Genomic DNA, 13637 nt, shown 5'->3' on the forward strand with positions numbered 1-13637 from the left:
GTCAGGCCGGCGGAGCGTCATGCGGTGGCGGCCGGAACAGCGGCGAGATCAGCCACACCAGGCCGATGCCGAACAGCAGGGTGAGCCCGAACGCACGCAGCGCCGGCGTCTGCGAAAGACCCAGCAGGCCGAACGACAGCCAGGTGCTGGCCGCACCCACGCATACCGCCAGCCAGGCACTGGCATCGCCGCGGTGCTCGATCAGGAAGATGCCGTAGTCGATGCCCATGCCCAGCAGCAGCATCAGTGCCAGCACGTTGAACAGCTGCAGCGGCTGGCCGAACAGGCCGAGCAATCCAAGGGTGAGCGCGCCGGCCACCAGGGTCGGTGCGAATACGCGCCAGGCCTGGCGCCGGTAGCGCAGCCACAGGGCGCCGAACACCAGCACGATGCCGACCAGCAGCAGGCCACCCATCAGCTTGCGGTAGTGGCCCAGCAGCTGCGAGAAATCGGCCGTACGGTCGACCCAGCGCACGCCGTCCAGGCCTTCGGCAGCACCGCGCAGGGTGGCCAGTGCATCGGCACGCGACAGGTCATCGACCATCACCACGCTGATCATCTGCCCGCCCACGTTGCCGACCCACAGGTGGCGGAACGGCTGCGACGCCGGCGAGGCGAGGAACGCCTCGGCGCTCAGCGGCGCCGCTGCGAATGAGGGGCGCTGCAGGGGCTCGCCCACCGCTTCGCCCACGGCGGCCAGCACGCCGGGTTCCACCCTGGCGGTCAACGCCGCATCGGCCTGCTGCCGCGCGGGCGATGGCAACCAGTCACTGATTGCGCGGTAACCGCCGATGCGCTTGTCGTGGGTCAGTTCACGCAGGCGCGTGGTCAGCGCTTCTTCGCGCTGCAGCAGTTGTGCGGCATCGCTGCCCTGCACCAGGTAGAACTGCGCCGGGCTGGGCATGCCCAGCAACTGGCTGAGGCGGATCTGCTGGGCCATCAGCGCCGGCGGCGACGACTGCAGGCTGCGCAGGTCGTCGTTGCTCTGCAGGCGGGTGATGCCGATGACCGACACCAGCGCGGCCACGCCGAGGAAGATCGCCACCGGGCGACGCCCGTGCAGGCGCGGGAAACGCTCCAGCGTGTTGCCCAGCCACTGCGCGAAGCGGGTGGTACGGATCTCGCCACCGTCCAGCCACGGGAACCAGAAGATCACCGTGAGGAAGGCAGCGGCCAGCCCCACCACCGAGAACAGCGCCATCTGCCGCAGGCCGGGGAACGGCGCCAGGCCCAGCGCCAGGTACGCCAGCGCACTGGTCAGCAGCGCCAGCCACAGGCCCGGCAGCAGATGCCGCAGCAGCTTCCAGCGACGGTCGGCCGGCTCGGCCTGGCGCGAAGCGAACCAGTGGATGCCGTAGTCCTCGGCCACGCCGACCAGCGAGGCACCGAACACCAGGGTCAGCACATGCACCTTGTCGAACACCAGCACGGTCACCGCCAGCGCCACGCCACAACCGATCAGCAACGAAGCGGCAACCAGCAGGATCGGCCGCAGCGAGCGGAACGCCAGCCACACCAGCAGCAGCACCGCCGCCAGCGAACCCCAGCCGATGGTGTTGATCTCCTGGTTGGCCTGCACGGCAGCCGCTTCGGCATGCAACGGCACGCCGGCATGCAGGATCTCCAGATCCGGCGCAGCGGCCTTGGCCGCCTGTCCGGCGCGTTCGAGCAGGCCATCGAGATGACGCTCGCCATCGAGCCTGAAGGCCGAGCCCGGCGTATCGAACTGCAGCGCCGCCCAGTGCTTGCCTTCGGCCTCGAGCAGGCCGTCATCGCCCAAGCGCAGGCCGGAGCCCTGGGCCTGCTGCTGCCACCACTGCGGCCACAGCGACAGCGGATCCTGCCGCCACTCGGTCAACCGCGGCGCGCCCATCGGGCCGTACAGCGCGCCGAGTGCCTGTTCGGCCAACGCACCGGGTTCGGCCTGCTGCAACTGCTCGCGCTGGGCCGGGGTCAGCAGGCGATCGCGGTACGGTGCGTAGAACGCACGCGCCTCATCGAACCAGCCTTCGATCGAACCACTGGGCACCAGCAGCGCGCTGTCGGCATCACTGGCCATCGCCGCGGCGAACGCGGCCTGCGCGCGCTTGGCAGCGGCACCGTCGGTACTGCCGAGCAGCACCACCACCTGCCGCGAGCTGCCATCGGCAATGCGCCGGGTGACGTCGCTGAGCAGGCGGTCGTGCGCGTCCTGCGGCAGCAGGGCGAGGATGTCGGTGTCGATCCGCGACTCCTGGCTCCACAGTCGCCACTGCTGCGCACCCAGCACCAGCAACAGCAGCAGCCAGGCGATGCCCAGCCAGTGCCACCAGCGGCGCAGGCGATCCGGTGCGGCGCTGTCACTCAAAGCGGCGCGCCTCGTCGGCGTTCAACGTGGCCGGCGCTTCGCTCAGCGCAGTGAACTGGATGCGGGTGCGATCCTGGTTGGCTTCGATGATCTCGACCTGGCGCACGTAACGGTCGCCCTGCAACGTCAGCGACTGGAAGGCCTTGGCCAGCATCGCCGACTTCGGCGTCAGCTTCAGGCGCCAGCCCTGCCCTTCACGGGTGGCCTCGACGTTGAACTGGCTGGACAGTGCCTGCACGTCACCGCTCATCAACGCGAACATGATCGCGTTGACCGAGCGCATCGCCGGCTGCTGGCGCGCGTCCAGTTCGACGCGGGTGCTGCCATCGCGCTGGCGGCTGAGGATGCGGTCGGCAGTGACCACCACCTCCGACGGGAACGGCTTGAGCGTGGACCAGATCACGCCGTGCTTGCGCGCGACCACGAACTGGCCCTGCGAACGCAGTGGGTTCTTGAAACCGCTGACCTGCTTTTCCTGGGTGAACTGACCGCGCAGCACGTCCGGTCGGGCGACGGCCTGGGTGATGGCATCGACGGCGGCATCAGCCGCCTGCACCAGCGGTGCGGCCACCAGCAGCAGCGCGCACAGCAGCACGCGCGGAAGACGAAGGGATCGGTTCACGGGGCAGGCACTCCAAGACGCTGCCACAGCACCGGCGGGCACTGGTACAGCATTTCCTTGCTGGCCGCGTCGACCGCGACCTGGATGGTCATTGCGCGGGTCAGCACCTGGCCGCTTTCCGCATCAAGGATCTCGTATTCGATCTTCAGCCGGTTTTCCCACTCGACGATGCGCGAGCGCACCCGCAGCGCCTGGCCGAACAGCAGCGGCCGCACGTACTTCACCCGCGCATCGACCACCGGCCACAGGTAGCCCGATTCGAGCATCTGCGGATAGTCGTAGTCGTAGCGCTTCAGCAACGCGCAGCGCGCGATCTCGAAGTACTTGAAGTAGTTGCCATGCCAGACCACGTTCATCGGATCGCAGTCGTGGAAAGCAGGGGCCAGCTCGACCTCGCCGACCAGTTCGTTACCTTCATTCACCGACATACAGCTCCCAACGTTGCGCGCGGATCTCCACCAGCAGTTCCCGCAGTTCGCGATCCAGCGCGCGGTCTTCTTCGACCAGGGCGATGCGCTGCCCCAAGTCGGCGTACATGTCGGCCAGACTGCCATGCAGCTGCGCGTTCATGCCAACCCGTTCGCGCAGCGCCAGGCCCTGGCGGGCAGCGATCAGCATGGCCGCCACCACCTGTTCAGTCAGTTCGATCACGCGCAGGCAGTCGCGCGCGGCGATGGTGCCCATGCTGACCTTGTCCTGGTTGTGGCATTCGGTGGACCGTGAGAACACCGAGGCCGGCATGGTCTGCTTCAGGGCCTCGGCCGTCCACGCCGAAACGCTGATCTGCAGCGCCTTCAGGCCATGGTTGATCGCCGCGCGCGGGCCGGTGGCCGCCGACAGGTTGGCCGGCAGGCCGTGGTTGTAGCGGGCGTCGACCACCAGCGCCAGCTGCCGATCGAGCAGGTCGGCGATGTTGGCAACCGTATTCTTCAGCGTGTCCATCGCCAGCGCGATATGCCCGCCGTAGAAGTGGCCACCGTGCAGGATGCGCTCGCCGTCGGCGTCGATCAGCGGGTTGTCGTTGGCGCTGTTCAGTTCGGTTTCGATCAGCTGGCGCAGGAACGGCAGGGTGTCTTCCAGCACGCCGATCACGTGCGGCGCGCAGCGCAGCGAGTAGCGGTCCTGCAGGCGCTGCTCGTTGCGCGGCGGGCGCTCGCTGTGCAGGTCGCTGCGCAGGCGTGCGGCAATACGCGACTGCCCCGGGTGCGGCTTGGCGGCGAACAGGGTTTCATCGAAGTGATGCGCGTTGCCATCGCTGGACAGCACGTTGAAAGCGGTCAGGCGCGTGGCCATACGTGCCAGGTAATCGGCGCGCTGCCAGGCCAGGCAGGCCAGGCCGGTCATCACCGCCGTGCCGTTCATGATCGCCAGGCCTTCCTTCGGCCGCAGCTTCAGCGGCGTCATGCCGATCTTCGCCAGCACGTCGGCAGCCGGCTGTACGCGGCCGTCGTGCAGCACCTCGCGTTCGCCGCACAGCACGGCCGCCACGTACGACAGCGGGGTCAGGTCGCCACTGGCGCCCACCGAGCCTTCGGCCGGAATCAACGGCAGCACATCGTGCTGCAGCAGCGTGGCCAGGCCTTCCAGCAACGGCACGCTGACGCCGGACATGCCGCGCACCAGCGAAGCCAGGCGCGCGGCCAGCACGGCGCGGGTCTCGGCCGGGTCCAGGTAACGGCCCAGGCCGCAGCCATGGTAGGTGTACAGGTGGTGCGGCAGCTCGGCGACCAGTGCCGGCGGAATGTTCACGGTGCACGAATCGCCGTAGCCGGTGGTCACGCCATAGATGACGCCATCCTCGCGCAGCAGGCGGTCGAGGAAGTCGGCACCACGCCGGATATGTGCGCGGAACGCCGGCACATCGCTCAGCGCGGCCTCGCACTTGCGCTGGGCCAGGGCGACCACGTCTTCGATGGTCAGCGGTGCATCGCCGAAACGGCACACGGGTACGGCGTCAATCGTCATGAGGAGCCTGATCCCAGAAGGGGAAGAAATTGAACCAGTCCAGCGGGGACTGGATGACCTGGAGTTCCAGCCAGCGCGCGAAGCGCTGCGCCTGTTCGGCCAGTGCGGCATCGCGTGAACCGCGCGGCAGCACCACGCGGTCGGCGAACTGTTCGAATGCCACCCGATAGCCGTCGCCCTGGTGCAGGCACGACATCGTGTAGACCGGGCAGCCGAGCGCGGCCGCCAGCGCATAGGCGCCGATCGGGAACGGCGCGCGGTGGCCGAGGAAATCAGCCATCACGCTGCGCCCGCCCTGCACCGGCACGCGGTCGCCAACGATGGCGACGAAGCCACCCGAGGCGACCTTGTCGGCCAGCATCATCGCCGTGGCCGGGCCCATCTCGGTAACCTGCACCAGCTCCACCGCGGCCAGCGGGTCCAGCCGCTGCAACAGCCGGTTGAAGCGCTGCGCGTGCGCGGTATGCACCAGCACGGTGATGCGGAAGCCCGGCACCTGCTCGGCCAGCACCTGGCACAGTTCCAGGCAGCCGATGTGTGCGGTCAGGATGAGGCCGCCTTCGCGGCGCGCGATCCTGCCCAGCACCAGGTCACGCTGCAGGCGGATTCGCTCGGGCGGATAGCGGCCGCCGAGGCCGAGAATCTTGTCCAGCATCGTGTCGGCGAAGCTGAAGAAGTGGCGCAGGCTGTCGCGCCGGGTGGGCGCATGGCCCAGCGCACCGGCATGGGCCTGCAGCCGCTGCAGGTACTGCATCGAGGCCTGGCGACCGACGCGGTTGCCCAGCCAGTGGCAGGCCACGACCGGCCACACGCAGAGGTGGAACGGCCAGCGCCCGAACCAGCGGTGCACCCAGCACAGGAACAGCACGCCGGCCACCGACGTGGACTCGCCGATGTCGGCCCAGTGCGGGGCGTCGTGCGCGTGACTCATCTCAGCCCTGCCCCTGCAGGCGGCGCCACAGCAGGCGCGGCGCGCGCCAGAGCATGCCGAAGAACAGCCGGGTATGCATGCGGCTGATGCGCACGTTGTCGCGCCACACATCGAAATGCGAAACGCCGTCGGCCGGATAGGTCACCCGCGTAGCCAGGTGTTCGACCGGTACCTGCCGCCAGTACAGGCGCACCATCACTTCGGAGTCGAAATCCATGCGCCGGCCGATGGTTTCCTCGCCGACCAGGCGCAGCACCGGCGGCAGCGGATACACGCGGAATCCACACATGGTGTCGCGCAGGTGCAGCGACAGCGTGTTGATCCACACCCAGATGTGGGTGGCGTAGCGACCATACAGGCGCGCCTTCGGCACACTGGCATCGTAGGCGGGAATGCCGCAGATCACGGCGTCCGGCCGCGCGCGGGCGGCGTCGATGAAGCGCGGCAGGTCGCCGGTGTCGTGCTGGCCGTCGGCATCGATCTGCAGCACATGGGTATACCCACGACGCTGCGCTTCGGCGAAACCGGCCAGCATCGCACCGCCCTTGCCTTGGTTCGCGTCCAGCCGCAGCAGGTCGACACCCGCTCGCCGTGCCAGTTCCCGCAGCACCAGCGCGCAGGACGGCTGCGAGCCATCGTCGACCAGCAGGCAGGGCAGGCCCGCAGCCTGCACGCCATCGACGACCGCGCCGATGGCGTGTTCGTGGTCGTACACGGGAATGACCACCAGCGGCGCGAACGCGCCGCCAGCGGTGGCCGGCTCAATGCGCATCGGCGAACACCACCCTGCCGCTGGCGTGCACGCCATGCACCGAGGTGTAGCGGAACGTCAGCACGCCGCGCCCGGTGTCCCACTCCAGGTGCAGGGTCAGCTCGTCGCCGGGGCGGGCCACGCGCTGGAACTTCACTGCATCCATGCGCTGGAAACCAACCGGCAACACGAAGGCCTGGCGGCCGAAGCGCACCGCCCAGTCCAGCTGGGCGACGCCGGGCAGGATCGCCGCCTGCGGGAAGTGGCCCTGGAACGCGCGCAGCGCGGGGTCCAGCGTCATCCGCAGGGTGGCCGCCGCCTCGTCGCGACAGTCCCAGACCGGCACCGGCATCATCGGCTGGAACAGCGCCACCAGTGCGGCCTGGGTGACCTTGCCCTGGGCATTGATCGGCAGCGATTCGACCAGGCGCCAGCGCCGTGGCCGGGTAACCGCATCGTGGCCCTGCGCCAACCGCGCACCGAGCCGCTGCCCCAGCGCACGCCGTGCGCTGTCACCGGCACGTGCCAACGCCGGATCGGCCGGCACCACCACGGCCGCCAGCTGCTCGCGCTGGCCCTGCAGCACCAGCACGCGCACGTCCTCGACTTCTGGATCCTCACGCAGCGCGCGCTCCAGTGCATCCAGCGAAACGCGGCGTTCTTCGATCTTGACGATGCGGTCGGCACGGCCCAGCAGGCGGAAACGGCCATCGGCCAGTGCTTCCACGCGATCCTGGGTGCGCCACCAGTCCAACGTCTCCAGGTGCGGCGAGGCCACCGCCAGGCAGTCCTCCTCGATCCGCCACTGCACGCCTGGCAACGGCTGCCACGGCGGTGCATCGGTGTCCCAGCGGCGCCAGGCGATGCCACCGGTTTCACTGCTGCCGTAAACCTCGGTGGGCGCCACGCCCAACCACTGGCGGACCTGACGCGCGGCGTCCTCGGGCAGCGGGCCGCCGGAGGAGAACACCGCACGCAGGCGGCCGTGCAGGCTGGCCCAGTCGAGCTGCTCGGGCAGGCGCTTGAGATGGGCCGGGGTCGCCACCAGCACCGTGTCGGTACCGGCCAGCGCGCCCACCAGGTCTTCGTGGAAGAAGCGCCGGGGCTGGATCGCACGGCCGGCAGCCAGCGGCCACAGCACGCGGAACAGCAGGCCGTAGATATGCTGGTGGGACACGGTGCCATGTACCTGGGCACCGTCGAGCTGGGCGCCGAAGGCAGCCTGCAGCGCATCGACTTCGCGCGCCAGCTGGTCCAGCCGCTTGCTGATCGCGCTGGGCTGGCCGGTGCTGCCGGAGGTGAACACGCACAGTTCGCAGGCGCGCTCGTCCAACGGCAGCAGCGCCACGTCGGCGGCGGCGCTGTCGGTGGCCTGCAACGGCTGGTAATCCGCCGACAGGTCGCCTGCGAAGCCACTCACCTGCGGCTGCAGCGCCTGCAATGTCGCAGGCAGGTTGTCGGCGGCCAGGAACACCCGCTTGCCGGCATGCCAGGCACCGAACAACGCCGCAGCGAAGGCCACGGTGTCATCGAAGTAGAGCGCCCAGTCACGACCTTCGGCAGCGCTGAAAGCGTCATGCCAGGCCAGTACACGCAGGCGGAAGGCAGCGTGGTCGACGGCAACGCCATCGCAGATACCGATGTCGCGGCCGGGCTGCGCCGTGGTCAGCAGCCGATCCAGGGCGATCCAGTCAGCCATGCGCGTGCGCTGCCTTGACCCGACGCCGTACCAGCCATTCGCCCCCGAACAACAATCCCATCATCACGTACGCCAACAATCCGTTGTAGAGCATCCAGACCCGGTCCGACGCATACAGCGCGGTGAGCAGGGCGAGACCACCATTGAGAACGAAAAAGCCGCACCACACCTGGGTGACACGACGGGTATAGATCACCGCGAACGGTGGCAGGTCCGGCTCCTGCAGGCGCGCCAGGCGTTCCACCAGGGGCGGACCGAAGCGCAGGCTGGTGGCGAACACCGTCAACATCACCACGTTCACCAGCGCCGGGTACAGCTTCAGCGGCAGGGCCTGGTTGAGCACGGTGGCCAGCCCGGCCAGCAGGCCCGCGCCGGCGGCAGCGGCCCACCACAAGGGTTGCCGGGTGCTCAGCGCGCGCAGCAGGGCCAGCGCAAACAGCAGCAGCGCCAGCCAGCGCGGCTCGAAGCGGCCCATCGCCGCGTAGACCAGCACCGGATAGGCGAGCGAAATCGCTGCCACCACGACCATGCGTGCCCGTGCCATGGTCGCGGCGTCCGTGCTGCTGTCAGGCAGCGGCCTGACCGGGCAGCAGGCCATGCACAACATCAACGATGTCCTGCACGGTGCGCACGGCCTTGAACGCTTCAGGCTGCAGGTTGCGGCCGAGCAGCGGCTTGAGCTGCACGATCAGGTCCACGGCATCGATGCTGTCGATGTCCAGGTCGTCGTACAGGCGCGATTCCGGGCTGATCCGCGCCGGCTCGATCTCGAAGCTGTCGGTCAGGATGCGGACGATGCGCTCGAACAATTCATTCTTGGTCATGGCAGTTCCTGGCGCCTTACGACTGGCGGGCGGCGACGAACTCGCCGAGCGCGCGCACGCTGGAGAAATGGCGACGGGTTTCTTCCGAGTCGGCCGAGAGGCTGACACCGTACTTCTTCTGCAGCGCCAGGCCCAGTTCCAGTGCATCGATCGAGTCCAGGCCGAGGCCCTCCACGAACAGAGGCGCGGTCGGATCGATGTCCTCCGGGGTGATGTCCTCCAGTGAAAGCGAGGAAATGATCAATTCCTTGATCTCGTGCTCAAGTGCTTGCACGGGTCGGATCTCCAGACAGGTCGAAATAACGAGTGAGGTGGTCGGTGACGCGACGGGCCGCCAGGGCATCCCCCCTTGGCGAGTCATCTTCGGCCAGGAACGGCGCGATCGGGATATCTTCGCCGATCTGCAGCTGAACGTGAAAACGACGTGAGGGCACACGATACCACTTCTGGCCCTTGGTCAACGTCGGCGGGGTGCAGGTGATGCGCACCGGGGTGATGTCCAAGCGCCCGCGCACGGCGATGTTGGCCGCGCCGCGCTGTAGCCGCAGCGGCTGTCCGGGCACGCTGCGGGTGCCTTCCGGGAAGATGACCAGGGTGCCGCCGGCATGCACGGCCGCCGCGCAGTCATCGACCAGGCCGGCGCCGTCGTCATTGGAGATGTAGCCCGCCGCACGCACCGGGCCGCGCATGAACGGGTTGCAGGCCACCGCCCGCTTGACCACGCAGTCAGCGTTGGGCAGCAGGGCGATCAGGCAGACCACGTCGATCAGGGTCGGGTGGTTGGCCAGCACCAGCAGGCCGTCGCGCTGCAGGCGTTCGCGCCCGTCGACCTGCAGGGTCATCACCCCCAGCCGGCACATCAGCCACACATGGCTGGCGAAGGCACGCTGGACCAGCCGGCGGGCCCGGCGGCGACGCGCAAGCGGGTCGCGCATCAGCAGCAGTACCGGCATCACCAGCACGCCCAGCAACAGACCGCCGACGCCAAACGCGGCGAAGCTGAGGCCGGTGCCGAACACCCGCCAGGCATGATCAAGGCGGCGCAGCGCCTCAGCCACGGCGGCGCCAGGACCAGCGTTGGCCCTGGGTCAGGTGCTGCAGCTGCGGATCCCCGGCCAGCAGGAAGCGGTGCAGGTCCAGCGCATGCGGCAACACGCCCGGCGCGGTCGGCTCGGCATCGCCGGCGACCTGCCAGGACAGCGAAAGATCGGTGCCGCCGGCAGTACCGGCGGGTGCCAGGCGCCAGCACCAGGCGAAGAACGGGTCGGGTTCGTCGGCGAATTCAGCGTAAACGTCGGGCAATGGGGACTCATAGACCACGATCCGCACTTCACTGGCACCATCACCGAGCAGGCCGACGGCCTCCAGGCACGCCGCTTCCACCGTCGACTGGCCAGCGGACAACGCCAGGTAGTTGCCCCGGTGGCCGCGGGCGATCGAATACAGCGCGGCGATCGCGTTGTGCACCGACAGGCCGAAGCCGGTGGGTGACAGCGGCTGATCGTCCACCAGCGAGCCCAGCAGGTCCATCGAACGGGCGACATCGCCATGGCGGCTGGCGAACACCAGCGGCACCTGGCTGTCAGCGCCCTGCCCGTCCTCGCACCAGCACGCGGCCTGGATCGCCATGCGGCCCAGGCGCTCGATCCGGCGGCGCTGCATGGCCGGAATCTCGGCCAGCGCCGGCGTGTCCTCACCCTGCGGCAGGAACGGTGCTCCGGCCCAGCCCATCCATTGGCTACGCTCGGTCAGGCCAGGCGCCCAGGCGGCCCAGTCGACAACGGAAAATTCGATCATTACCGGTGATGTTTCGATGGGCGAACGAGAGTCTCGAGCCATTACGGCGACACGCGGCTGCCCCCCATTCCTGCAGCCATGCATCCGTCCAGGACGTCGCCGGCTGCCCCCCTGGCTGCCGGAAAGGAGCGCACGCTAGCACGTCCGACACAGGGATGACATGTTTCACAAAGCACAACGGGGAGCGGTCAGCGACCGCCCCCCGCATGGACCGATCCAGCGAGCCGGTTCAGTGGTAGCCGGCGTCGGCGCGTACCTTGCCGCGGAACACCCGGTAGGACCATGCCGTGTAGCCCAGGATCACCGGCAGCAGCACGACCAGCCCCACCAGGGTGAAGCCCAGCGACGAGGCCGGCGCGGCGGCCTGCCACAGCGTCATCGACGGCGGCAGCAGGTACGGCCACATACCCAGCACCAGGCCAGCGAAGCCAAGCACGAACAAGGCCAGGCTGAGCAGGAACGGCGGCAGGTCGCGACGCGGATGGGTGGCGCTGCGCCACAGCGCGATGGCCACCGCCAAGGTCAGCAGCGGCACCGGCGAAAGCCACCAGAAGTTGCCGTCGCTGAACCAGCGGTCCATCAGCCGCGACTGCAGGAACGGCAGCCAGCTGCTGACCAGGCCCATTGCCGCGATCACCGCCACCACCAGCGGGCGGGTCATCTGCCGGGCCAGCGCCTGCACGCGGCCTTCGGTCTTCAGGATCAGCCAGGTGCTGCCCAGCAGTGCGTAGCCGGCTACCAGCGCGGCACCGGTCAGCATCGCGAACGGGCTGAACCAGCCGAACGCCCCGCCCTGGTACACGCCATCGACCAGCGGCAGGCCCTGCACCAGCGTGCCGAGGATCACGCCCTGGGCGAACGTGGCCAGCAGCGAACCGAGGCCGAACGCCACGCTCCACAGCCGCCGTGAACGGTGCGCCTTGAAGCGGAACTCGAAGGCCACGCCACGGAACACCAGCGCCACCACCAGCAGCAGCACCGGCAGGTACAGCGCCGACAGCAGTACGGCATACGCCTTCGGGAAGGCGGCCATCAGGCCAGCGCCGCCGAGCACCAGCCAGGTCTCGTTGCCGTCCCAGATCGGCGCGGCGGTGTTCATCATCAGGTCCAGCTGTTCCTCGTCCTCGGCGAACGGGGCGAGGATGCCGATGCCGAGCACGAAGCCGTCCAGCACCACATACATCAGCACGCCAAAGCCGATCACCGCGAACCAGGCCACCGGCAACCAGGTCATCAGGTCCATGTCAGCGCTCCTCCAGCGGTTCGTCGGCGGCCGACAGCGGCCGCGCCGGGGTGTGGCTGCCATGGTCCAGCGACGGGCCTTCGTCGTACGGCTGCGGGCCGTGGCGCAGGATCTTCACCAGGTACCAGATGCCCCAGCCGAACACGAAGGCATAGCCGACCACATAGACACCCAGCGACAGCGCGGTCATCCATGCACTCTGCGGGCCCACCGCATCGGCGGTGCGCAGCACACCGTAGACGACCCACGGCTGCCGTCCCATCTCGGTAACGAACCAGCCCGATATCAATGCGATGAAGCCACTGGGCAGCATCCAGTTCCAGCCGCGCAGCAGCCACGGCGAATCCAGCAGCTTCTTCCGCCACAGCTGGATGGCCGAGACCCAGGCCAGCACCAGCATCAGCGTGCCCAGCCCGACCATGATGCGGAAAGCAAAGAACACCGGCGTCACCGGCGGCCGCTCGCTGGCCGGCACCGACGTCAGCGGATCGAACGTACCGTCCAGGGTATGGGTGAGGATCACGCTGCCGAGCTTGGGAATGGCCACCTCGAAATCGTTGCGCTCTTCCTTCTCGTTGGGCAGTGCGAACACCACCAGCGGCACGCCCTCGCCCTCCTTGGTCTCATGCCAGTGCGCTTCCATCGCCGCGATCTTCATCGGCTGGTGCTTGAGCGTGTTCAGGCCGTGCATGTCGCCGACGAAGATCTGCACCGGCACGGTCAGCGCGGCGAACGCCACCGCCGCGATCAGCATGCGCCGACCCGCTTCCACGTGCGTGCCCTTGCGCAGGTACCACGCGCCCACGCCACCGATCACAAAGCAGGTGGTGATGAACGAGCCCAGCGCCATGTGCGCCAGGCGATAGGGGAACGACGGATTGAATACCACCTGCCACCAGTCCACCGGATGCACGATGCCGTTGACCATCTCGTAGCCGGCCGGCGTATGCAGCCAGCTGTTGGACGACAGGATCCAGAACGTGGAGAACAGCGTGCCCAGCGCCACCATGCAGGTGGAGAAGAAATGCAGGCGCGGCGAGACCCGGCCCCAACCGAACATCATCACGCCGAGGAAGCTGGCTTCCAGGAAGAACGCGGTCAGCACCTCATAGGTCAGCAGCGGGCCGATGACCGTGCCGGCCACTTCGCTCAGCCGCGGCCAGTTGGTGCCGAACTGGAAAGCCATGACGATGCCGCTGACCACCCCCATGCCGAACGACACCGCGAAGATCTTCTGCCAGAAGAAATACAGCTCGCGCCATACCGGCAGCTTGGTTCGTAGCCAGCGCCATTCGATGAAGGCCAGCCAGCTGGCCGTGCCGATGGTGAAGGCCGGGAACAGTACGTGGAAACTGATGACGAATCCGAACTGGATCCGCGACAACAACAACGCGTCCAAGGGACGCCTCCTGCCGGGTACGGGTGGGATACCGGACCACTTTAGGAGGATTTAGTTAA

At 68.3% G+C, this 13637-nt stretch carries 14 protein-coding genes; all 14 read right to left on the reverse strand.

All coding sequences use genetic code 11. The annotated features are described in order from the left end of the window. Position 1 precedes the first annotated feature (1 nt). Positions 2 to 2347: an MMPL family transporter gene (locus tag AB4Y98_RS09045; RefSeq protein WP_442244204.1), complete on the reverse strand. Its 2346-nt coding sequence runs from the start codon at positions 2345 to 2347 to the stop codon at positions 2 to 4. Next, a complete protein-coding gene (locus AB4Y98_RS09050; RefSeq protein ID WP_099785846.1) occupies positions 2340 to 2969 on the reverse strand; it encodes an outer membrane lipoprotein carrier protein LolA in 630 nt (209 codons plus the stop codon). The genes AB4Y98_RS09045 and AB4Y98_RS09050 overlap by 8 nt, the downstream gene beginning before the upstream one ends. Continuing rightward, positions 2966 to 3397 (reverse strand): acyl-CoA thioesterase, encoded by a 432-nt coding sequence (locus tag AB4Y98_RS09055; RefSeq protein ID WP_025878003.1) that lies wholly within the window; start codon positions 3395 to 3397, stop codon positions 2966 to 2968. The genes AB4Y98_RS09050 and AB4Y98_RS09055 overlap by 4 nt, the downstream gene beginning before the upstream one ends. Beyond that, entirely contained in the window at positions 3384 to 4934 is a 1551-nt protein-coding gene (locus AB4Y98_RS09060) for an HAL/PAL/TAL family ammonia-lyase (RefSeq protein WP_280884364.1), read from the reverse strand. The genes AB4Y98_RS09055 and AB4Y98_RS09060 overlap by 14 nt, the downstream gene beginning before the upstream one ends. After that, positions 4924 to 5865 (reverse strand): LpxL/LpxP family acyltransferase, encoded by a 942-nt coding sequence (locus tag AB4Y98_RS09065; RefSeq protein WP_442244205.1) that lies wholly within the window; start codon positions 5863 to 5865, stop codon positions 4924 to 4926. The genes AB4Y98_RS09060 and AB4Y98_RS09065 overlap by 11 nt, the downstream gene beginning before the upstream one ends. Before the next feature lies 1 nt (position 5866). After that, positions 5867 to 6637: a glycosyltransferase family 2 protein gene (locus tag AB4Y98_RS09070; protein WP_442244206.1), complete on the reverse strand. Its 771-nt coding sequence runs from the start codon at positions 6635 to 6637 to the stop codon at positions 5867 to 5869. Beyond that, on the reverse strand, positions 6627 to 8315 hold the full coding sequence (locus AB4Y98_RS09075; protein ID WP_394197004.1) for an AMP-binding protein: 1689 nt from the start codon (positions 8313 to 8315) through the stop codon (positions 6627 to 6629). The genes AB4Y98_RS09070 and AB4Y98_RS09075 overlap by 11 nt, the downstream gene beginning before the upstream one ends. Beyond that, on the reverse strand, positions 8308 to 8859 hold the full coding sequence (locus tag AB4Y98_RS09080) for a hypothetical protein (protein WP_089238175.1): 552 nt from the start codon (positions 8857 to 8859) through the stop codon (positions 8308 to 8310). The genes AB4Y98_RS09075 and AB4Y98_RS09080 overlap by 8 nt, the downstream gene beginning before the upstream one ends. Positions 8860 to 8881: 22 nt before the next feature. Continuing rightward, positions 8882 to 9139, reverse strand: coding sequence for an acyl carrier protein (locus AB4Y98_RS09085; protein WP_025878014.1), 258 nt, complete (start codon positions 9137 to 9139; stop codon positions 8882 to 8884). Positions 9140 to 9155: 16 nt separating this feature from the next. Further along, positions 9156 to 9413, reverse strand: coding sequence for a phosphopantetheine-binding protein (locus AB4Y98_RS09090; protein ID WP_005411610.1), 258 nt, complete (start codon positions 9411 to 9413; stop codon positions 9156 to 9158). Then, positions 9400 to 10197 carry a lysophospholipid acyltransferase family protein gene (locus AB4Y98_RS09095; protein WP_442244207.1) on the reverse strand — a complete coding sequence of 266 codons (798 nt, stop codon included), beginning with the start codon at positions 10195 to 10197 and terminating at the stop codon, positions 9400 to 9402. Before AB4Y98_RS09095 ends, AB4Y98_RS09090 begins: the two co-directional genes overlap by 14 nt. Continuing rightward, complete coding sequence (locus AB4Y98_RS09100; protein WP_442244208.1) at positions 10190 to 10936, reverse strand: beta-ketoacyl synthase chain length factor; 747 nt, start codon at positions 10934 to 10936, stop codon at positions 10190 to 10192. Before AB4Y98_RS09100 ends, AB4Y98_RS09095 begins: the two co-directional genes overlap by 8 nt. 229 nt (positions 10937 to 11165) lie before the next feature. Further along, on the reverse strand, positions 11166 to 12179 hold the full coding sequence (gene cydB / locus AB4Y98_RS09105) for a cytochrome d ubiquinol oxidase subunit II (RefSeq protein WP_025878022.1): 1014 nt from the start codon (positions 12177 to 12179) through the stop codon (positions 11166 to 11168). Between the two features lies 1 nt (position 12180). Continuing rightward, on the reverse strand, positions 12181 to 13578 hold the full coding sequence (locus tag AB4Y98_RS09110; RefSeq protein ID WP_442244209.1) for a cytochrome ubiquinol oxidase subunit I: 1398 nt from the start codon (positions 13576 to 13578) through the stop codon (positions 12181 to 12183). Between the last annotated feature and the right edge of the window lie 59 nt (positions 13579 to 13637).

This window comes from Stenotrophomonas sp. 2YAF26, assembly GCF_052114625.1.
Classification (GTDB): Bacteria; Pseudomonadota; Gammaproteobacteria; order Xanthomonadales; family Xanthomonadaceae; genus Stenotrophomonas; species Stenotrophomonas indicatrix.

Bases quoted from the DNA above. Each gene is read 5' to 3' on its own strand.
- AB4Y98_RS09085 (WP_025878014.1), bottom strand. From the start codon at position 9,139: ATGACCAAGAATGAATTGTTCGAGCGCATCGTCCGCATCCTGACCGAC.
- AB4Y98_RS09080 (WP_089238175.1), bottom strand. From the start codon at position 8,859: ATGGCACGGGCACGCATGGTCGTGGTGGCAGCGATTTCGCTCGCCTAT.
- AB4Y98_RS09055 (WP_025878003.1), bottom strand. From the start codon at position 3,397: ATGTCGGTGAATGAAGGTAACGAACTGGTCGGCGAGGTCGAGCTGGCC.
- AB4Y98_RS09075 (WP_394197004.1), bottom strand. From the start codon at position 8,315: ATGGCTGACTGGATCGCCCTGGATCGGCTGCTGACCACGGCGCAGCCC.
- AB4Y98_RS09065 (WP_442244205.1), bottom strand. From the start codon at position 5,865: ATGAGTCACGCGCACGACGCCCCGCACTGGGCCGACATCGGCGAGTCC.
- AB4Y98_RS09100 (WP_442244208.1), bottom strand. From the start codon at position 10,936: ATGATCGAATTTTCCGTTGTCGACTGGGCCGCCTGGGCGCCTGGCCTG.
- AB4Y98_RS09070 (WP_442244206.1), bottom strand. From the start codon at position 6,637: ATGCGCATTGAGCCGGCCACCGCTGGCGGCGCGTTCGCGCCGCTGGTG.
- AB4Y98_RS09060 (WP_280884364.1), bottom strand. From the start codon at position 4,934: ATGACGATTGACGCCGTACCCGTGTGCCGTTTCGGCGATGCACCGCTG.
- cydB (WP_025878022.1), bottom strand. From the start codon at position 12,179: ATGGACCTGATGACCTGGTTGCCGGTGGCCTGGTTCGCGGTGATCGGC.